Source organism: Algoriphagus boritolerans DSM 17298 = JCM 18970, assembly GCF_900108085.1.
GTDB lineage: Bacteria > Bacteroidota > Bacteroidia > Cytophagales > Cyclobacteriaceae > Algoriphagus > Algoriphagus boritolerans.
The window spans coordinates 204,745-225,500 of record NZ_FNVR01000003.1 but is presented as its reverse complement, the minus strand read 5'-3'; the positions used below and the strand labels follow the sequence as shown (position 1 = coordinate 225,500).

The 20,756-nt window shown below is 43.9% G+C and carries 13 protein-coding genes; 9 read left to right on the top strand and 4 right to left on the bottom strand.

The annotated features are described in order from the left end of the window. Nucleotides 1-82 precede the first annotated feature (82 nt). Both C4S61_RS04695 and C4S61_RS04690 read left to right on the top strand, forming a co-directional pair. Nucleotides 83-3,499: a HEAT repeat domain-containing protein gene (locus tag C4S61_RS04695; RefSeq protein ID WP_103923635.1), complete on the top strand. Its 3,417-nt coding sequence runs from the start codon at nucleotides 83-85 to the stop codon at nucleotides 3,497-3,499. 231 nt (nucleotides 3,500-3,730) lie between these two features. After that, nucleotides 3,731-4,585 carry a PIG-L deacetylase family protein gene (locus tag C4S61_RS04690; RefSeq protein ID WP_103923634.1) on the top strand — a complete coding sequence of 285 codons (855 nt, stop codon included), beginning with the start codon at nucleotides 3,731-3,733 and terminating at the stop codon, nucleotides 4,583-4,585. A gap of 157 nt (nucleotides 4,586-4,742) precedes the next feature. Here C4S61_RS04690 and trpS read toward each other — a convergent pair whose 3' ends face one another. Beyond that, nucleotides 4,743-5,717, bottom strand: a complete 975-nt coding sequence (gene trpS, locus C4S61_RS04685) for a tryptophan--tRNA ligase (protein ID WP_103923633.1) — start codon at nucleotides 5,715-5,717, stop codon at nucleotides 4,743-4,745. Between the two features lie 108 nt (nucleotides 5,718-5,825). On the opposite strand from trpS, the gene C4S61_RS04680 reads away from it, so the two are divergent. The 3 genes from C4S61_RS04680 to C4S61_RS04670 all read left to right on the top strand — a co-directional run bounded on the left by C4S61_RS04680 (nucleotide 5,826) and on the right by C4S61_RS04670 (nucleotide 10,798). Beyond that, entirely contained in the window at nucleotides 5,826-6,884 is a 1,059-nt protein-coding gene (locus C4S61_RS04680; protein ID WP_160111203.1) for a DUF1573 domain-containing protein, read from the top strand. 246 nt (nucleotides 6,885-7,130) lie between these two features. After that, the gene (locus C4S61_RS04675; protein ID WP_103923631.1) at nucleotides 7,131-9,917 is read left to right on the top strand and encodes a T9SS type A sorting domain-containing protein; all 2,787 of its coding nucleotides are present in this window, start codon (nucleotides 7,131-7,133) and stop codon (nucleotides 9,915-9,917) included. Nucleotides 9,918-9,928: 11 nt separating this feature from the next. After that, nucleotides 9,929-10,798 carry a hypothetical protein gene (locus C4S61_RS04670; RefSeq protein ID WP_146064342.1) on the top strand — a complete coding sequence of 290 codons (870 nt, stop codon included), beginning with the start codon at nucleotides 9,929-9,931 and terminating at the stop codon, nucleotides 10,796-10,798. 301 nt (nucleotides 10,799-11,099) lie between these two features. Here C4S61_RS04670 and C4S61_RS04665 read toward each other — a convergent pair whose 3' ends face one another. Next, nucleotides 11,100-12,305: an acyl-CoA dehydrogenase family protein gene (locus C4S61_RS04665; protein WP_103923629.1), complete on the bottom strand. Its 1,206-nt coding sequence runs from the start codon at nucleotides 12,303-12,305 to the stop codon at nucleotides 11,100-11,102. A 115-nt stretch (nucleotides 12,306-12,420) separates the two neighbouring features. Between C4S61_RS04665 and C4S61_RS04660 the strand changes: the two genes are divergently transcribed. From C4S61_RS04660 to C4S61_RS04645, 4 genes are all read left to right on the top strand, one after another. Next, a complete protein-coding gene (locus C4S61_RS04660; protein ID WP_103923723.1) occupies nucleotides 12,421-13,386 on the top strand; it encodes a tryptophan 2,3-dioxygenase family protein in 966 nt (321 codons plus the stop codon). A 172-nt stretch (nucleotides 13,387-13,558) separates the two neighbouring features. Next, nucleotides 13,559-14,566: an alkaline phosphatase D family protein gene (locus C4S61_RS04655; RefSeq protein WP_200820536.1), complete on the top strand. Its 1,008-nt coding sequence runs from the start codon at nucleotides 13,559-13,561 to the stop codon at nucleotides 14,564-14,566. A 145-nt stretch (nucleotides 14,567-14,711) separates the two neighbouring features. Beyond that, the gene (locus C4S61_RS04650) at nucleotides 14,712-16,205 is read left to right on the top strand and encodes a calcineurin-like phosphoesterase C-terminal domain-containing protein (protein WP_103923628.1); all 1,494 of its coding nucleotides are present in this window, start codon (nucleotides 14,712-14,714) and stop codon (nucleotides 16,203-16,205) included. 443 nt (nucleotides 16,206-16,648) lie between these two features. Then, nucleotides 16,649-17,065, top strand: coding sequence for a hypothetical protein (locus C4S61_RS04645; RefSeq protein WP_103923627.1), 417 nt, complete (start codon nucleotides 16,649-16,651; stop codon nucleotides 17,063-17,065). Between the two features lie 432 nt (nucleotides 17,066-17,497). Here C4S61_RS04645 and C4S61_RS04635 read toward each other — a convergent pair whose 3' ends face one another. Together C4S61_RS04635 and C4S61_RS04630 are read right to left on the bottom strand one after the other, a co-directional pair. Beyond that, nucleotides 17,498-19,369 (bottom strand): gamma-glutamyltransferase family protein, encoded by a 1,872-nt coding sequence (locus C4S61_RS04635; RefSeq protein WP_103923625.1) that lies wholly within the window; start codon nucleotides 19,367-19,369, stop codon nucleotides 17,498-17,500. 224 nt (nucleotides 19,370-19,593) lie between these two features. Next, nucleotides 19,594-20,646: a carboxypeptidase-like regulatory domain-containing protein gene (locus C4S61_RS04630; RefSeq protein ID WP_103923624.1), complete on the bottom strand. Its 1,053-nt coding sequence runs from the start codon at nucleotides 20,644-20,646 to the stop codon at nucleotides 19,594-19,596. Nucleotides 20,647-20,756: the final 110 nt, after the last annotated feature.

The window sequence follows — 20,756 nt, the reverse complement described above, 5'->3', positions numbered from 1 at the left end:
TTTGTTTTTTGCAGCATTTATATCAACGGCGGGCAAACGATTTTCATTTTTTCTATTTTGGAGGTTTGAATCAACCTACTCCATGCTCAAACCCAAAATTCAATTCGCTTTTTCTCTGGCAATAGTGCTGGGAGTTTCAACCTTGGTTAGCTCCTGCAAGAAGCAAGAACCTGTTGATCTTCGGATCAAAACACTCACCAAAGAAGAAATTTTCCCCTTGGCTGAAGCCGCAGTGAAATCAATCAATCCCCTGGTGATGGATGGTCTGACGCTGTCAGTTTGGGCAGTGGATTCCTTAGTAAAAGATCCCATTTCCATCCAAGTCAACGAAAAGGGTGAGGTATTTTACTCCCGATCACCCCGGAGAAATAATTCCGAATTTGACATTCGCGGACATCAAAGTTGGGAGATCCGATCCATAGGGCTACAGACCATCGAGGATAAGCGGGCGTTTCTTCGGGATGAACTTTCGCCGGAACGGTCTTCCGAAAACACTTGGCTAGCTGATCTGAACGGAGACGGATCTCATGATTGGAGAGATTTGACTTTGGAGAAAAATGAAGTAGTCAAGCTCAAAGACACCGATGGGGATGGCTATGCCGATTGGTCTCAGATCATGATGCAAGACTTCAACGATGAGGTGACTGATGTCGCCGGTGGACTTATGAAAACCGATGATGCGCTGTATGTGGCGGTAGGTCCTGATCTATGGAAACTACTAGATACCAATGGAGATGGGATCATGGATGAAAAAACATCCCTGTCCACCGGCTATGGAATCCATATTGGTTTCGGAGGCCATGGAATGTCAGGGATCAAAATGGGCCCTGACGGTAGAATCTACTGGGGAATCGGAGATATCGGCTTTAACGGAAAAGGTCCTGACGGAACAGAATGGAAATATCCCAACCGTGGGGTAATAGCCCGGGCCAATCCTGATGGAAGTGATTTTGAAATTTTTGCCATGGGCGTGAGAAATACCCATGAGTTTACTTTTGACCAATTCAATAATCTGATTTCAGTAGACAACGATGGCGATCATGCCGGGGAACGGGAGCGCTTGGTGTATTTGACCAATGGTTCCGATTCGGGTTGGAGAATCAACTGGCAGTTTGGGAAATATCGGGATCCGGATAACAACACCTATAAGGTCTGGATGGATGAAAAGCTTTACCTGCCACGTTGGGAAGGTCAGGCTGCCTATATCACCCCATGTATTCAAAACTACGTCAATGGACCCACAGGGATGGTTTTCAATCCGGGAACCGGACTGGGAGAGCGATGGAAAGACCACTTTTTCGTCGCTGAGTTTGTTGGCAATCCGACAAATTCCGGTGTACATGCTTTTCAACTTCAGCCAAAAGGAGCCTCTTTTGAATTAACTAAAACAGAAAAAATCCTAGGTGGACTTTTGGCTACCGGTTTGGATTTTGGTCCCGATGGCACCTTATACATGGCCGATTTTATTACCGGCTGGGATGATAAAAACTACGGTAGAGTTTGGACTCTAAAGGATGAATCTGCCGCAGGATGGGAACTCCAGAAACTGACTGAAGCTGAATTACAGGTTGATTACCAGACACTTTCTGAAACAGATCTTAAGCCAAAACTTTATTTCGTGGATCAGCGGATCCGAAGAAAAGCGCAATTTGAACTCGTCAAGCGTGGTAAAAAAGGTGCCGCTATTTTCGAGGAAGTCATTCAGGATAAGAGTAATCAATTGGCTCGTGTTCATGCTATAGTAGGTTTGAGTCAATTGGCCAGAATGGATGACATGTCCTTTGCCGATGCCCTTGTTCCCTTATTGAAGGATTCAGATGCTGAGATCAAAGCTCAGGCTGCAAAGTGGATTGGGGATATCAAATATGGGAAAGCCGGATCAGAGTTGATCGCTGGATTGAAAGATCAAAATCCAAGGGTTCGCTTTTTTTCAGCCGAAGCCTTGGGAAGGACTGCGAATGCGGATGCTATTCAGCCTTTGATCACACTTTTGGAAGAAAACAAGGATGAGGACGCTTACCTTCGTCACGCTGCAAGTTTGGCACTTTCCAGAATTGGTAAAGTGGATGTTTTGGCTGGACTTTCCACCCATTCCTCCAAAGCAGTGCGAATGGGAGCAGTCCTGGCTTTGAGAAGATTGGAATCGCCTGAATTGGTTCGTTTTCTTTCAGATTCTGAGGAATTGATCGTGACAGAAGCCGCAAGAGCGATTCACGATGATTTTTCTGTTCCTGCTGCTTTACCGGCATTAGGAGCTTTATTGAGTACAACTCCATTCCAAAATGAACCCCTTATCCGAAGAGCAATCAGCGCTAATCAGCGCGTAGGAAAGGAGGAAAATCTAAATCACCTCATCGCCTATTTAGGTAAGACAAATTCCCCTGAAGCCTTAAAAACAGAAGTTTTGGCTGCGATTGGAACATGGGCAAAGCCTTCGTTGCTTGATCGTGTGGATGGAAGGTATCGGGGAGAAGTCACCCGAGATCCTGCATTGATCCGTGATCAGGTGAAGCCGGTTTTGATTGCGCAAATGGATAGCAGACAAGAGTCGCTCAGATTGGAATCTGTCAAAGCTGCCGGGAAACTTGGTATGGTCGATGTTGCTGGTCTGTTACTGTCAAAGTTGAAATCTGATCCCTCTGATCAAGTGAAGATTCAGGCTTTAAATTCAATAATGGCACTAAATGCTTCGAATCTTGGTGAAGCAATTTCCCAAGCCATGAGTGATAATTCCCAATCGGTAAGAGTGGCAGGGTTGGCATTATTGGCTGAGACCAGCCTTCCTAAGGATCAAAAAGTCATCCTATTGACGGATATCATTCAGAATCGGACAGTTCCCGAGAAGCAAACAGCCTTGCTTACTTTAGCCTCTTTGGAAGGAAGCAAAGATTTGCCTGTTTGGAAACAAATTTTGGCAGACTTTGATGACGGAAAGCTGCCTGAAGGGACTTGGATCGAACTGGAAGAAGCCATAACCCAAACCGAATCATCCGAATTGAAAGCTGAGTTTACCTCCCTTTTGGATAAAAGGGCAGGAGACGAACCCTGGAAAAAATATGCAGGGGCATTGGCAGAGGGCAACAGTCGAAGAGGGAGAAATATATTTTTCGAAAATCAAACCGCACAGTGTATTCGCTGCCATGCTTACAATGATATGGGAGGGAATGCAGGGCCTGCCCTAGACGGTATCGGAAATGTACTTTCCAAGGAGGAACTGCTGATAGCCCTGGTCGAACCAAGCAAAAGATTAGCGCCGGGGTATGGATTTGTGACGTTGGAGCTGAATTCCGGTGAAAGTATTTCCGGGACTTTGATGACTGATCTTCCCGAGGGAGTGACTGTCAAGGTTGGAACAGAAGAAAAATTAGTTCCACGGAAGGATATCAAATCTACCCAATTGGCTCCTTCAAGTATGCCGGCCATGGGAGATCAATTGAGTAAGCGCGATATCCGGGATTTGGTCACTTACCTCGGTAACCTAAGAAGAAGATTTGAATGAAATAAATCATGACAAGTAACGAAATACATTGGATCACAATAAGCCGGGCAAGAATCTCCCGCGACAAGATCGGGATAGGCTACATGGCCTTTAAGAATCAACTACAAATCAGATTCAGATGAAATACCCATGTCGAACGGTCGACACACAGGAGCATGATTATCTGGGGGTATTCTCCCGATGAAAGATCGGGACAGGCTATGTGGCAATTGAAAATCAAATTATAAACACATGAAAAAGCTGCTGATTGTTTCATTTGGGATTATAGGGTTTATTTTGCTGCTTTCACCCTGGATTTTGATCCTTTTTGGGAGAAATCAGCTGCATGATCATGATATTCCCAAGCAGGAACAGTTGGTAGAAAATGACCAAAAGCAGCGGATTTTGGTCATTTTTCCACATCCTGACGATGAAGTAACCGTGGCGGGTACGCTGATGAAACTGAAAGAAGAGGGGCATGAAATACAAATGGTCTGTCTCACTCGGGGAGAGAAGGGAAAGTCTTCCGGCATCGAGGATGAAGCGCAGTTGGCCTATCTGCGGACGAAAGAGATGCAAAAGGCTGCTGAGTTAATAGGGGCTGACGCGCTTCATTTGAAAAATTACCCGGACAATGGTCTGGAAAAAATCGGCCTGGATTCCCTGAAAGAAATCGTGGGGAAGTTGATTGATGATATCAAACCGGATGTCCTTATCAGCTATGATTCCAGGGTTGGATTATACGGCCATCCGGATCATCGGTTGACAGGCTTAGCAGTGGAGGAAGTTTTTTTGGAAAAGCGCGGAAATCTTGGTTTTGAACCTAAAGAAATGTACCAAGTGACGTTATGCAAAAAGCAAGTAAAGCTTGCTTTGAAGCTTTCCACCGGATTTCAGAGAAACTATCCCGAAGATCCGGCCATGGGTTTGCCCAAACCTGATTTTTCGATAGGTACCCGGGAATATTTTCCAAGAACTTTGGAAGTAATGAAAGCCCACCAAACGCAACAGGCTGTCTTGAAAGACTTGATGCCCCTGCACGATCGAGTTCCGGGCTGGATTTATTCAAGAGTTTTTGATCGGGAATATTTCAGGGAAGTCAAGTGAAGTCTAGTGTCTAAGGTTCCCAGTGGACTGATTTTAAAGCAATTACTTGTCGGGCTAGAATTACCATTGCATATTTCGGGATTATTGAAATTCCCTGAAGGAAAGAGGCTCGTTTGATATAGCTTTAGTCCTATGGTCGTTTAATCCGTAGTCTATGTTATCTGAAACCAAGTTTGGTGCGGACGCGGTTTAGTACATTCATTGCGACCGATTTAGCTTTTACTTCCCCGGCAGCCAGTCTTTTTTCGATTTCATCGGGATTATTCATAAAGAAATTGAAGGCCTCCCGTTCTTTCGAATACTTGCTAAGAATTAATTCCATGAATTCTTTTTTGGCATGTCCGTACCCATAATTTCCTCCCAGGTAATTGGCTCGCAAGGCGTCAGTTTGCTTTTGATCGGCTATCAAACTGTACAGCTTAAACACGTTGCAGGTATCCGGATCTTTGGGGTCTTCGAGCGGAGTACTGTCAGTGACGATACTGTTGACGTTTTTTTTCAGTTCCTTTTCCGGCAGGAAAATGTCAATGTAATTATTGTAGGATTTGCTCATCTTCTGTCCGTCAGTACCGGGGATGATTTTTACGGCTTCACTGATTCTGGCTTCGGGAATGGTAAGAATTTCCTCTTCCATGATTCGGTTAAAAGTAGTTGCTATGTCCCGAGTCATTTCAAGGTGTTGCAACTGATCCTTTCCCACGGGGACAAGATCGGCCGAGTAAAGCAAAATATCCGCTGCCATCAGCACGGGATAGGTAAATAATCCGGCATTGACATCGGCAAGTCGGGATGCTTTGTCCTTGAAGCTATGCGCATTGGCAAGCATGGGAAAGGGCGTGAAGCAATTGAGATACCAGGCGAGTTCGGCGACTTCGGGGATATGAGACTGTCGGTAAAAGGTCGTTTTTTTGATGTCCAAACCAAAGGCCAACCAGGCTGCGGCAACCGCAAGTGTGTTTTGCTTGCGAAGTTCACCATCCTTGCTGGAGGTAAGGGAGTGAAAGTCTGCAATAAAAATAAATGCCTCTTCTTTATTCTGATTGATCAGTTCAATAGCGGGGACAATTGCTCCCAAAATGTTTCCCAAATGTGGGCGACCGGAGCTTTGAATGCCGGTGAGTACTCTTGCCATCTACTTTATTTTGGCGCAAATTAAGCAAATCAAGCTATAATCGAGGCGAAATTATGCGTTAATTGCTGTATGATTCGATTCGCTTTCCCCCTTTGTCTATTCTTATTTTTGCTCATTTTTTCCATTGGCGCTCAGGGACAGGTAGATACTGTCCCAAAGGTGATTTGGAAAGTCAACCGAATTGATCTGGGGACCATTTTGGAAGAACAGGGACTTCAAACTGTTGAATTTGAATTTACAAATACCCAGGATTCAGTTTTTGTGATCAGAGATGTATGGCAGGAATGTGGCTGCACGACCGTGGATTTTACCAGAGACTCCCTTGTCAACGGAGATTCCGGGGTGATAAAAATCTCGTTTGATCCAACTTCCGCAGCCGGTTATTTCTCGAAACTGATCGTAGTGAAGGGTAATCTTTTGGGGGCGGAGGATTCACTGTATCTGGAGGGTATCTCGATTCCTTATCCCAGTGATGTAAATCGCGCTTATCCAGTGACACAGGGTGTTTTAGGATTTAGACTTAAAAAAGTCAACATGGGCGATGTCTTTGACAATGAACCCAAAATAAAATATGTGGAATTCTACAACAAAGGGGAGAATCTGCTTGACCAAGAAACTTTTCGATCCCAAACGCCTCCTTATATTCAAATTTCCCAAGTTCAACAATTTGTAAGACCAAAGGAAAGAGGGTTGTTGATGATCCGTTATGACGGGGCTTTAAGAAAAGACCTGGGGTATTTTGAAGACTTGATTCCTGTAGAATGGGAAAACGTTGCCGGGTCTCAAATCAAGCTTGAGTTGATAGCAGATCTCTTCGAATATTTCCCGCCGATACCAAGAAGTGACCTCAATGAAGTTCCTCAACTTTTCATTGTCCAAAAAGAAATTGATTTAAAAGAAATAAGTTCAAGGTCTGTAGTCAGAAGATCCGTCACATTGACAAACAAGGGGCACCAAGTGCTGGAAATCAGGAAAATTCAGGGTAACTGTGAGTGCCTTGTGATCGAGGCACCTAAGGACCAGCTCCAGCCGGGTGAAAGTATGGAGCTATCTTTAGTACTTGATCCTATGGGAAGAAAAGGCATTGATCAGCGGAATATTTATATCTTTTCCAATGATCCCGTCAATCCGGTTCAGTTAATCGTGATGAAGAGTAGGATTGAGTAGAGATGGCTTCAGAATGGATATTTTTTACAGTAATGTTAGAATTAAACTAGGATGAAGAACTCCGTAAAATTTTGGCTGTTGCTCATTGTGGGATGGTTTATATCACTTGATTTTTCATCTGCCCAGTCAAGCTTTCGGATGTTTCCCTATATTTAAGTTGCTGACCAAAATCTGATTCAAATCAGATGGTTTTCGGATCAAAATTATGCTTCAAGTATCTCTTTTCGGGACAGTGAAGGGAATGTTATGGGTTCAGCCGATGTGCTGGGTGTGGAAATGGGAGATTTGTACTACACCTCCAATGAAAAATCCCAATCAATCGCTGGATTGGAAGGGCAGAATTGGATAGGGGGGGATAAGTATTTCAGGTATGAATTTTCTTTTCGAATCCCCTTCAACGAGGGGATTACCTACGAAGTACTCCTAAACGGTCAGGCTTATACCAAAAGCCTAAAACCCGTGCCTGACCCAACCGACTGGGAAACTATCCGATTTATAGCGCTGTCAGACTCGGAAACCGAACCACGGGGTAGGGTTACGAATAGAGCTTGGTACCCTGGTCAACCTTTATTCAGGCCATTTACGATTCCTGAATTATGGAAACAAAAATTTGGGACTACTATCGAGCAGGGGTATGAGATACCTAATTATTTCTTAAGTGAAACAGAGGGATACTCAGCCAATCTGAAAACTATTATTGACCGGAACCCGGACTTTCTGGTAATGCCGGGAGATTTGGTGCAAGGAGGGGGATACATGCCGGCATGGGATGAATTTTGGAGACACAATTCCGGTCAGTTTGGGACGGGGTTGTCAACTTTTGCTATCGTTCCCGCAATTGGGAATTGGGAAAGCTTTGGAGGAGTAAACAATGGCTACGCTACGAATGAAAGAGGTCAATTCAATCCTGTGGTTGGAAGATCCCGATTTCATTCTTTTTTTGAACTAGACATTGATGATCCACTGCAAAAGCATCGTCAGAGTTATTATAGGACGGATTATGGTCCTATTACAATTTTAACCTTGGACTCCTCAAACGGAACTCCGGATGAAAGGCGATCAGATTATTCTGATTCACAAAAAATCAAAAATCAGGAATACTCCGGTCCTGGAACCGATACGCAAGAAAATTTCACTCAGTCAGAATATAATGCTGCTGGGGGTACAGACCTTTCTGGTTTTGGTCCCGGAACCGACCAATACGAATGGTTAGAGGCCAACCTTAAAATGGCAAAGGAGGCTAAAAAATTAATTTTTGTGCAGTTTCATCATGTACCCTATGGATCTGGGGAGCATGGTGTTCCGATGAATCATGAGCTTTCCACTGGCCAAGGCGGGACTCCATTGCGTGTTTTACACCCACTTTTTGAAGAATATGGAGTGATTGCTGTTTTGGCTGGCCATGATGAACTTTTTGAGCGATCATTTGTGGATGAAGACGGAGATGGGAGCGGTGTTCATTACTATGACGTGGGTGTCGCGGGAGATGGTTTGAGAGGGGTAAAGCGTAATTGGCTTTCCAATCCACTGGAGACACTTAATTACAATCAATATACTCAGTGGACAGCAGACCAAAAGTCCAATGAGCAATGGGATACCTCAGGTGCCAATCCTATCCTCATCGATGGAGGAAAACACTATGGTCACCTGGAGATAAATCTGAAAAAAGTGAAAGACGGGATGAAAACTTTTGCTCAGATTGATTTTGATCCCATTTACATATTTCCTGTACTGGATCAGAATTATGTTTTGCAGCGTATCGAGCGAAGGGTGTACAATGATCCGCTGAGAATTATGGTGGAACTGGGGGAAGAAATCATCGAACCAGTCTTCAAGGATGAAATTACCGTGGAATTGGATGAAGAAGGCAAAGCTGTAACCACCATTTCGGATTACCTGGAAAATGAAGTGTCTGAAGACTGGGAAGTGGAATTTTCCAGAAGTCCTGAATACACTTGTACGGATATTTCAGGAACCGAGAATCAAATTAAGGTATCAGATTCCAAAGGAAATAATTGGGTAAAGGTTGTTTTGGTAAAAGTCCTCGATAAAATCCCGCCTCTTTTAACTCCAAAAAATGCCAGTTTGGAACTTGATGTCACCAAAGGAGTCGTGGAAATCAGTCCGGAGACAATATTGGCTGAGTTTGGAGACAATTGTGGAATTAAATCCTTGACGATCAACAAGAATAAATTCACCTGCGAGGATATCGGTAAAGAAATCGCTGTCGCAATCAGAGCAGAAGACCACTCAGGAAACGTCTCCGAGGCAGTTTCGATCGTTACTGTCAATAGACTGGAAACAGAGCCGGTAGGCCTTGCCGGATCAGATTCATTCTGTGCAGGAGAAAAGGGAGTGCTTGAGCTTACTTCACCCTTCGCTTTCGAAGTGGTCAGATGGAGAAGAAACGGAGTGGAGATTCCTGGGCAAACCGGAAAGACTCTGGAAGTTTCAGAATCTGGAATTTACCATGCTGTGTTCCGCTACACAGGTGGATGTCTCTCGGAATCTGAAAATCTAGAAGTCAAAGTGAATCCGCTTCCTTCAGGAGAAATTGAAGTTGACGGCGATGTTTTGATTGCTCCTGAGGGGGAGTTTACTTATCAGTGGTTTAGAGACGGAGAAAAACTGGAAGGTGAGGTTTCCAGAATTTTCACAGCCGAATCAATGGGACAATATTACGTTGAGCTTACTTCGACTGAAGGTTGCAAAGCAAGTCTTGAACCGGTCACTTTGACAATTTCAGGCATTCTTGGAAGACCTTTGCAGGAAACAAAACCTTTGAAAATCTATCCGAATCCTGCTTCCGATCGGGTTGTCTTGGAGTTTCCTGATGGAGTTTTAGCCTCAAGCCCCTCGCTATCGCTCTATGCCTCTGACGGAAAAAATGTTACGAGCGCGGTCCGAATTTCACTGATAAATGATACTGAAGTTGAAATTCTTTTGAACCGATTGGCAAACGGTACGTACCACATTTGGGTCATTGGCCAAAATCAAGAAACTTATTTTGCTAAACTTGTAATTCTAAATTGAACTTGTTTGAAATGAAAATTAAAGCTGTTTTTACTGTTCTTTTTCTAGGCCTTTTTATTGGGGCAAATGCCCAAACCATCCCCTTTTCCAAAGGAAGAATAGCGATCAGTTCGGATGGAAATGAACACGATGAGGATGACTGGGCTGCAACACCCATGAGCTTGGCACTACTGGCAGCACGAAGTCTGCAGGATCAACTGGTGGTTTACACATTCAGTGATCACACTTGGGGATCCAACAAAGAAAAACCGGGGGCAGATGCCCAAATGCGGGAAAGTGCATTTATCGGGGGAAGTAAATTTGGTTTCAAAAAGACCAAATTCATCGAAGCTGTTGCTGCTCCCAATTTTGCAGTTATCGAGTTGACCAAGCAGATTAACAAGAGTTCGGCAAAGGATCCCCTTACCATCATCGCTGCAGGACCCATGGACATCGTGGGAGATGCACTGAATGAAGCGGATTCGACAAAACTGAAACATGTAAGATTGATATCGCACTCCACTTGGAATGATGAGCATTCCGACAAACCCTACGAATGGGAAAATCATGAGGGTTGGACTTGGGCAGAATTGGAGGAAAAATTTGAACCAAAAGGGCTACAACTGGATCACATCACCGATCAAAATGGAGGATCTGATTACGAGGGCTTGAAAACTGATTTGACCAAATACGACTGGTTGAAAAATTCGGAAAGGAAAGATCAGAAACCCTTTGAAAAAGGCTCTTGGGATTGGTTATATGGCAGATTAGTCGCTGCGCAAAAAGGAGAGGAGTTTGATCCTTCAGATGCTGGAATGATCATATACTTACTTACCGGGAAGCAAAAGACCAGTCCTGATGATTTGAGAGAAATATTGGAGAATCCAGGGAAAATGAAATAAATAAAGAGGCTGTCTCATAACTGCTGTTTGTCACATTGAGCGAAGTCGAAATGTAGCTTTATCCGCTGTAAATGGCCTTCGTACTGCCCAACTCTCGTTGGTAAGGTGCTCAGGCTGACACAATCAGACCTTTTGAGACAGCCTCTTTTTCTTTTTGGAGCCAACTGAAAATCATCACTAACTTTATTTAGGCTTATTTTGATTTCCGTTGCGTGAAGACAATCACAGGGTTGAATTCCCCAACTTTCCAACCTTACCACTTTTCAACTTTAAAACTTCCAATCTTCTCCTAAAATTTTCATCACTTAAACGCCTGCAATCCCGTGATTTCCTGACCTAGTATCAGCAAATGGATGTCATGCGTTCCTTCGTAGGTCACTACAGACTCCAGATTCATCATATGTCGCATGATCGGATATTCACTGGTGATTCCCATGGCTCCGTGGATCTGACGGGCTTCGCGAGCAATGTTAAGCGCCATTTCCACATTGTTCCGTTTGGCCATGGAGATATGAACTGTGCGCGCTGTGCCTTCATTCATCATCTTGCCCACCTTCCAGGCTAAGAGTTGGGCTTTGGTGATCTCAGTGAGCATTTCTGCAAGCTTCTTTTGCGTCAGCTGAAAGCCTCCGATCGGCTTGCCAAATTGAATGCGTTCCGCGGCATATCTTCTTGCGGACTCGTAGCAGTCCATCGCAGCACCGATCGCACCCCAAGCAATGCCAAATCGGGCAGAGTCCAAACACATCATCGGTGCACCCAAACCTGACTTGCCCGGAAGTAAATTTTCCTTTGGCACTTTTACGTTGTCAAAAACAAGCTCTCCCGTGCAGGAAGCGCGAAGCGACCATTTGCCATGAGTTTCAGGAGTGGTAAAACCTTCCATTCCTCGCTCGACGATCAAGCCGTGGATTCGGCCTTCTTCATTTTTTGCCCAAACCACAGCAATATCAGCTTTTGGAGAATTGGAAATCCACATCTTGGCCCCATTGAGGAGGTAGTGATCGCCCATATCCTTGAAGTTGGTGACCATTCCTCCTGGATTTGAACCGTGGTCAGGTTCGGTCAAGCCGAAGCAACCTAAAAATTCACCTGAAGCAAGTTTTGGAAGATATTTTCTCCGTTGTTCCTCTGTTCCAAACTTGTAGATTGGGTACATGACAAGTGAGCCTTGAACTGAAGCAGTGGATCGCATTCCGGAATCACCACGCTCAATCTCCTGCATGATCAGACCGTAAGAAATGTAATCCAAACCTCCTCCTCCATATTCTTCGGGAAGTTGCGGACCAAAAGCACCTACGTCACCGAATTTTTTTACGATTTCATAAGGGAAATAAGCCTTTTGAGCCCAATCCTCGATGTAGGGAGAGATTTCTTTTTTGACAAAATCCCGAATTGAGGATCGGATTAATTTCTGCTCTTCCGTGAGCAAATCGTCCAGATCTAGAAAATCCACACCTTCAAAAAGATCCTGCTTGAGAGATTTCTGAATTTCAACAGCCTCCATGGTATATTTGGTTTATTTTTGGGAATCAGACATTTTTGCCGGGAAGAAAAGCCAACAGCTGCCCGAAATTAAGGAGAAAGGCGCTGATTTAACTACATTTTCGACTAAAAATTCCATGCACGAATCCGAGTTTGATCCCAATATCCTGGATAAAATACATCAACTCCAAGAAAAGTTTAAAGCTTCCGGTCAGGATATGCTTTCCTACCTCGAAGGTTTGCTCTATGCAGACTATCTAACCTACTGGGAATACATCAATTTGGACGTATTGCTGTCTTTGCAACAGCCGAAAACCAGCTTCAAAGACGAGAAGATTTTTATCATTTACCATCAGATTACGGAGTTGTATTTCAAACTGATTATCTCCGAAATGGAGCAGATTGCGGATCAGTCTGAAATTTCCGAAGACTTTTATAAGGCAAGATTGGAGCGAATCCTCATGTACTTTGATCATTTGATCAGTTCGTTTGCGATGATGTGGAAGGGGATGGAGCGGGAGCAATTCCTAAAGTTCCGGATGTCGCTTTTGCCTTCTTCAGGTTTTCAGAGTGTGCAGTTTCGGGAGATCGAATTGATGGCGACAGATGCCTTTCATTTGGTTACCCTTAGCAAAAGGAAAGAGTTTGATTACCACAGTCCCTCAGATGATTTGTTTGAGCATCTGTATTGGCAGCAAGGCGCGATCGAATTGGCTACAGGTGAGAAGACCTTGACGCTGAAGAATTTTGAACAGAAATATGGCAAAAAACTCATCGAATTAATTGAGTCCTATCGCCGCAAGAATCTTTGGCAGAAGTACATGGAGTTGGAAAATCCATCTGTATCCATGACTGAGCTGATGAAGCAATTTGACTTGAAAGCCAATGTGTTATGGCCTTTGGCGCATTACAAATCTGCTGTGCGTTACCTTCAGCGCGACCCAGTGGACATCGCTGCTACAGGCGGCACCAACTGGCAGAAATATCTTCCTCCACGCTTCCAGAAGGTGATCTTTTTTCCTGAACTGTGGACTGAAAATGAAATGGAAGAATGGGGAAAAGGCTGGGTAGTGAAGGAAATTTTTGGAGCGGAGAATGAATAGTATCAAGTATCAAGACATAAGTATCAAGAGGCAGGATATTAGACGATTATAGGTCTTGATCCTTTCCTCTAGCGTCTTAAATCTTGAATCTTAGCGTTAAGAAATTGATAAGTTTTATTTAAGGAGGAAAATTGAATCCAAGTTTTTGCAACTTTCAAGCAAATTGAATTTTATGAAAACTTATCTTCTTATTTGCTCCCTTTTTGTATTCGGTATCTCCTGTAAGCCAAAAGCTCAGCTGGCATCCAAAACTGAGATCACCCGAATTGCTTTTGGTTCCTGTAATCGCCAAGATGCCCCTCAGCCACTTTGGAAACCTATTTTGGCTGATCAGCCCGAACTATGGGTTTGGATGGGGGATAATATCTATGGGGATTCTCCGATTATGGATACGCTTCGGGCTAAATATGCCAGACAGGATAAAAAGTCCGACTATATCGCGCTCAAAGCTGCCATGCCGATTATCGGAGTCTGGGATGATCACGATTATGGAAGAAATGATGCGGGAAAGTTCTATGCCCAGAAGAAAGAATCCAGAGATCTTTTGTTCGACTTTTTGGGAGTTCCGACTGATGCGCCTGAGCGCAAAAGAGAAGGAGCCTATTCATCTCACCTTTTTGGCGAAGGAAACAACCAGATTAAAATCATTTTGCTAGATGGTAGATATTTCCGTGATACGCTTGAGAAAATGGATAAGGTCTATGTGCCAAACGAGGAGGGTGAAATTCTTGGATCAGAACAGTGGTCTTGGCTTGAAAAGGAATTAAAGGAAAGTAAAGCAAAAGTCAATTTGATTGCATCAGGAATTCAGTTTTTGCCAATCGAACACCCTTATGAAAAGTGGGCTAATTTCCCAAGTGAGCGGGAAAAACTATTGGATTTAATAGCATCTTCAGGAGTAAAAAACCCGGTTTTGGTCAGCGGAGACCGACATATCGCTGAGGTGATGAAATTGACGGATGCACGATTTCCAAAAGGAATTTTTGAAGTTACTGCCAGTGGATTGACTCATACTTGGAGTGGTGCGGCTGAGGAGCCCAACCAGTTTCGCGTGAGTGACCTGATCACTAAGCTTAATTATGGATTGGCCACATTTGACTGGAAAAAAGGCGAGATGACTTTCCAGATTAAAGGCGAAGAAGGTGCTGTGTATGCGACACAAGTAATCAATATTCAATGATCAATGAACAATTCTCAATTTTCAAGAAGCAAGAAGCCAGAGACAAGAAAAAAGAAATAACGGTCATCCTAACCTTACGACCTCTTAACTTTCCACTTCCAAACCTCCAAACTTCCTGACTTCCAAACTCCCTACCCCCAACAACATGTTCAACAGAAGAGATTTTATCAAAGGATTAGGCCTCACCTCAGTGGGATGGATAGGCTTTGGAGATTCGGTTTTTGCCGAGCTCCAAAAAGAATTACCAATCAGAAATACACCATCTATTTTTTCCCCGATACGGATAAGAGGTAGGGTTTTGACCAACGGTCAAGGGGTCCAAGGCGTAGCTGTATCGGATGGGAGGATGGTAGCCCAAAGCAATTCCTCCGGGGAGTTTGAGTTGATATCAGGAACTGATCGTGATTTTGTTTTCGTTTCGCTGCCTGCAGGTTATGAAATTCAAAAACAGGCAAACGGTTCAGCTTCATTTTTCCAGAGAATCGATCCGACCAAGTCCGAGCAAAACATCAGTTTTGATCTGAAGAAATCTGCAAATTCGGACGAAAATCATCATTTTTTGCTTTTGTCAGATACCCAGATTCAGGATGATTATGAAGCGGATCAATTGCTGACTGTCGCGGCTCCGGACGTTCAGAAAACCATTGCTTCCCTCAACGATCCCAATAGCTTCGGAATTGGATGTGGCGACTTGGTCTTTGACAAACTGGAACTTTTCAAGGAATACAACCAGGCCATTCAAATGTATGATATTCCATTTTTTCAGGTGATTGGAAATCATGATCTGGACTTTGGAGGTCGATCAGATGCCACTACGACTGAAACTTTCAAAGGTCATTTTGGGCCTACCTATTATTCCTGGAATCGGGGAGAGGTTCACTATGTTGTCTTGGATGACGTGTTTTATCTTGGTGTCGGCACCAAATACATCGGCCATATTCCAGAGGAGCAGTTGGCTTGGTTGGAGCAGGATTTGAAACTGGTAGAAAAAGGAAAAACCGTCGTCGTTTCCCTTCATATCCCAAGCTACACAGGAGCGGTCACACGATATCCGGACCGGGATACGCTTGGTGGCACTGTCAGCAACCGGGAGCACTTGTATCGCATGCTGGAAGGCTACAATGCGCACTTGATGTCCGGCCACACGCACTTCAATGACAACATGATCCGTGGTCATGTGTATGAGCATTGCCACGGGACGGTCTGTGGGGCCTGGTGGTCAGGGCCAATCTGCTATGACGGGACACCTGGTGGTTATGCGATTTATCAGACCAAAGGCTCCGAACTGCAGTGGAAATACAAGGGAATAGGAATGGATGTCAACGAGCAATTCCGGGTTTATCCGACTGGCTATCACAAGGATTTTCCCGATCACATGTCACTCAACTGCTGGAATTATGATCCGGCTTGGGAAATCAGCTGGTTTGAAAATGGAATCAAAAAGGGTGCTCCTGAGAAGCGATTGGCTTTGGATCCGCTGAGTATGGAAATGCATACCGGACCTGACCTTCCTACCAGACGAAAGTGGGTGGAGCCACAGTTGAATGATCACATGTTCTTCTTTAAACCGGAGTCAAATGATAATTTGGTCATTGAAGCCAAAGATCGGTTTGGGAATGTGTATTTGAAGCGGGTGTAGCTTGAAAAGCTAAAGAAAGGTATAAAATTGTTTGGAACAGTTCGACACCCTTTGGGGTCGTGAAAAATCAATTTCTATTCTCCAAATCCACGGGTTTCACCCGTGGCTATTGAGAGGTTTGACCCCGTTCGGGGTCGTAACATATAACCATGATTATTAAAAAAGATCCTGAAAGGATCGAACTTTTCAATAGCCCTAGGTGCAACAAAGGGAAAATGACATCCAAAAAACAAGAACAACCCCGAATAGGGTTGAACTGGATTTGAATTTTAGGACGGATTAAAAATCCTATGACAGAACTTCGAAATTGCTCCCGATAGCTATCGGTGATCGAGGATTGGAATAATTAAAAGCCACTAAAATCAAATGGATCTTTAGTGTAATCTAAAACTCAATCCCAAGGTGATTTTTTAACTTTCATCAACACCACAACCTCCATCAAAATGAGCCAGATTCCAAAAGCCTGCCTAATACTTCTTTTATCCTATATTTTTTGGAGTTGCCAAACTTATAGACCTATTGAGAAGGTAACCTTTCCGCTCGATCCACGAATCTCAAAAAGTGAAAACCTTGCCAAACAATTGGATGCTTTGAATGAAGGAGATCAAATATCACTAACAATGACCAATGAATCGACCCATGACCTGATATTCTATCATGTTGTCAAGGATACCTTGAATGCCAAACTTCAGAAAGTTAAAACATCGGATTTTGTGAAATTCCCTATTGAGCGGATCGAGAAAGTGAAAGTTGAAAAGGTAAATTTGCCTTTAACTCTGATCCTCTCAGGAATTTTTATAGGAGTCTCAACAATAATTGTAGTTTCCACTTTGAGTTACGGTTCCCCATTTAGTCACTAGTGGGGCAAAATAGTTTTTCAAATTCGCTGGATTTTAGTTCGAGATTGCAAATCCCGACTGGTCCCAAGGACTTTTAAATCTTAATTCTATTCGTTTAATCTGCTTTAAATTAAAAGCTTTAGCTTTTCTCTGTTTTTCAGAAAGGAGTGCAAAAGAATTAAGGCTTGAAGTCCATCTTGAACTTTAATACTTATCTCCTTTCTCTCTGTGGTGAAAAATAAAAAAAAATAGCCTCCTTCCTGAGAGGTAAATCCGAAGACTGGATTATTTTGGGTCCAAGTTTGAAAACCTGAACCAAAAACCACAAAAAAAGGAACAAGCTTCCGCCTATCCCTTTTTCAAATTTCAAATTATGTCCCTTTGCGTTCCATCGTGGACTTTGTGGTAAAAAAAATCCAAACCTTCGAGGTATTTAAAACCTCAAAGGTTATCTCACCAAGCAATCCCGTAATCATCCCCGTAATTACTCGCGCCGCCCCAAAGGGTGCCGTGCTTCCAATCCAGCCAAATGGCGGTGATTGGGCCGGAAGTTTTACTCCAGAAGTCCATCACATAGCCTCGCTTGAGCAGGTCCTTACGAACCCAATCCGGTGTGTCGTCCCGCAGTGTGATTGCTCCCGGCTTGATTTCATGATCCCCAAAGCTGCTTTGCATCTGATAGCTGTTGAAGTTGGCGGCTTCTACAGCTTCCTGCACATTCATATCAAATTCGACCACGTTGAGGAAAAACTGCAATAGGTTTTGATCCTGCGAATCTCCTCCCTGTACCGCAAAAGCTAACATCGGTTTCCCATCTTTTAAAGCCATACTTGGAGTGAGTGTGACACGAGGTCTTTTTCCGGGTTCGGGTAGGTTGTAGGGATTCAGGTTTTCATCCAATACAAAGCTTTGCATACGCTGGGAGAGTCCCACGCCGGTATTTCCGGCGATCACTGCAGGAATCCAACCACCGCTAGGCGTCACGGACACGACCCAACCTTCGGCATCGGCAGTTTCCACGGAAGTGGTTCCGCTTTGGAAATCGTTCAGGAATTTGGCATCTACAGTTGAGTTGATATCAGAGGAATTCAGTGCAGCTATTGCATTTTGACTCTTGTTTAATAGTTCTAAGTGAGGATTGCTCTCACCTTGGAAAGGGTAGGGATCACCTGCGGTAATCTTTGGGTCATTGTTCGGACCGATCAGTTTGGCTCGTTCTTTTGCATATTCCTTGGAGAGCAAACCTTTCATCGGCGACTTGACAAAAGCCGGATCACCATAGTAGAAGTCCCGATCTGCGAAAGCCAAACTCATCGCCTGATAGACGGTATTGATGTAATTAGCAGAATTATAGCCCATTGACTTGAGGTCAAAGTTTTCCAGAATATTCAGGGATTGAAGCAAAGCCGGGCCTTGGGTCCATTCCTGTAGCTTGTAGACGTCGATGCCCCGGTAGTTGACGTGAAGCGGCTCTTCGATTTTTACTTTCCAGTTGGCTAAGTCAGCTTCGGTAAAAAGTCCCCCTTGTTCCCGTGTTCCCCGTACAATTTCCTTGGCGATATCGCCTTTGTAGAAGCGCTCGTAAGCAGCGTAGATGGCTTCTTTTCGGCTTTTCCCGGCTGCCAAAGCAGTCTTTTCCGCTTCTACCAGCTTGGATAGCATTTGGTATAAGTCCTCCTGAACGAAGATTTCCCCTGCAGATGGCGCTTCTCGTTCTTCTCCCAAATGTGGAAGGAATACTTTTTTTGAATAAGGCCATTCTTTAATTCTGGCCTTTTGTGCTTCGATGGCATTGGCAGTTTGTGCTTCGATCGGATAGCCTTTTGCCAAGTCCATGGATGGTTTGAGGATTTGCTCCAAACTCATTGTGCCGTACTCTGCCAACATGGTCATGATTCCGCCCGGCGTTCCCGGTGTGGTCGCTGCCAAGGGTCCAAACTGTGGGGGATAATCCATTCCTTTGGATTTGAAAAACTCCACTGTTGCACCGGTAGGCGCATAGCCGAGGGCATTGATGGCGATGACTTTTTTGGTTTTGGGATTATAGATCAACGCTTGGGTTTCACCGCCCCAGGACAGTACGTCCCACATGGTGGAAGTGGCGGCAATCATGGCACAGGCCGCATCAACGGCATTCCCTCCTTGCTGGAAAATCACTGCTCCGGCAGTTGCTCCGAGTGGTTTACCCGTAATTGCCACCCAGTTTTTGCCATGAAGGATGGGGCGTTGATTTGGGGTGGTGCCTGCACCTAGTCCTGGCAGACCTTGTGAAAAGGAGGGGTGGGTGAGTAGGAGGAGGATAAGGAGGAGGTAGGTGTTTTTCATATTTTATGTCGATGGATGATTGATGACCGATGTGGCATGAAAAGATACAAGAAACTAGAAACTAGAACCAAGATTATATATTCAACTATTGGATGTTAAGATTCTCCGATTTTTAGTTTCATAATGGAAATGATTTATCAGTAATTGAACTCCATGATAATTGAAGTCCAAGAGGATCTGCTGTCGACTGTGGACCATGGACTGTTGACAAATCGTAGATCCACTCAATCCCCCTCATCCAGCAGCTGATCCATGATAGGCACAAAGTCAGGAAACCGGGAGTTGTAATAGGTGAACAGCTGAAATATGGAACCGTTTTTTTTCAAGTCCATTTCATTTTCTTCTACAAATTCTTCCATTTCTTTTGCTTTTTCTCCGAAAATCTTGAAGAGGTCTTTTCGTTTTTTTGGTACTTCAAAAAGGTCTTTTCCTTTGAGGTAGTAATACACATTTCGTTTGATGATCTGATCATTTCGATTACCCACCATCAGCGCGGTGTTGTAATTGGATTCTTTGAAAATAGCCTTTGTTCTTCTCATAAGCGGCAAATTGCCTTCCACCAAAACTTCAAAAAAACCTGAAATTGGGGTGTTGTCCTCCTTGAAATCCATTCCATTGACGAAGTATCGGGGCACCTTGTAAGCACTATCCATCCAGACGATGTTTTGAATGCGAATGCCAGGCATGGTAGTTACCAGATTGTTTTCCGGTTCCATCAGTTCAAACATGTTGGAGTTGATATTGTAGCGAACCCGAAAACCTTCCAAAACGGTCTGATCGCGATAAAGTAAGATGGAAGCAACATTCCATTTGGTATCGAGGTAGAAATTTCCCTCCAGTTTTTTTGGCTCAGGAGGAATTCCATAGACCGTATTTCCTATAAAATTTGGTCTTTCGACCAAAAGTCGGCTGACGTTAGTAGCACGGATAGTTTTCTGTAATGCCACTCCGGTTCCTTCACTTCCAAATTTGACCAGGTAGATATTACCAAGATTTAAATCAGCCTTTAGATTGACCACTTGCTCGTAAGTGTTGTAGCCAGGTAGCTTAATGGCCAAGGTGTATTTTTCAGACAGAATGTTCGTTATGGAAAAATTTCCGGCACCGTTACTGAAATCACCGAATGCGGTGTTTCGCAAGGTGATCGAAGCGCCCTCGATATACTCTTTGGTGTCAAAATCCAGGACTCTACCGCTCAGACTGAAGTTTTGTCCTAGCAGTAGTTGAGGAATAGTCCAAAGGATGGTAAGAATCCAGCCAGTTCTAAATAAGGTCATTTCCTAAATCAATTGAATGATAAAGTAATATAAGTCAAACTTGGAATTGATACTAAATGATTTGAAATAGACGGATTTAAACCTCGATAAGAGGATTCGGGTTGGCTTTC